We start from the raw sequence: 614 nt of genomic DNA, 5'->3' as shown, positions 1-614 counted from the left end.
CGACATTATTCGTGAAGTACAAGCCTTGAGGCCCGGCGCCTTCACGCGAGAGGTGCAGTTGAGCTACATCGAATCTGTGGCAAACGCACAGTGAGCAGCCATTAGGGCTTTTGGATCATCATGATCCAAAAGCCTGTTAACCTGTACACAGAGCGGCATATATGATCGCTCAACTGAGCAAAAGTGTCCGCCAATACATGCYGGTCACGTTTAACTATTGGAACTTTACCTTAACCGATGGGGCACTGCGCATGCTGGTGGTGCTCTATTTCCACGACCTTGGTTACTCGGCGCTGGCGATTGCCTCGCTGTTTTTGTTTTACGAGTTTTTTGGCGTGGTGACCAACTTGATTGGTGGATGGTTGGGGGCAAGGCTCGGTCTCAATAAGACCATGAACATCGGCTTGGCCATGCAAATCATCGCGTTGCTGATGTTGGCTGTCCCCGCCGCTTGGCTGACGATTCCTTGGGTGATGGCCGCGCAAGCACTCTCTGGCATTGCCAAAGATTTGAATAAGATGAGTGCCAAAAGCGCCATCAAAACCTTAGTGCCGGACGAGCAGCAAGGCGCATTGTTCAAGTGGGTAGCCATTCTGACGGGGTCGAAGAASTAG

At 51.6% G+C, this 614-nt stretch carries 2 pseudogenes; both read left to right on the top strand.

Annotation, left to right across the window (positions count from 1 at the left end):
* Nucleotides 1-94: pseudogene (locus tag CIK04_RS22735) on the top strand (phosphatase); the annotation flags it as partial.
* A 67-nt stretch (nucleotides 95-161) separates the two neighbouring features.
* Nucleotides 162-608: pseudogene (locus tag CIK04_RS22730) on the top strand (MFS transporter); the annotation flags it as partial.
* Nucleotides 609-614: the final 6 nt, after the last annotated feature.

Source organism: Vibrio sp. 03_296, assembly GCF_002265885.1.
The sequence above is the reverse complement of the archived record's forward strand: the minus strand, read 5'-3'. Positions and strand labels throughout refer to the sequence as shown.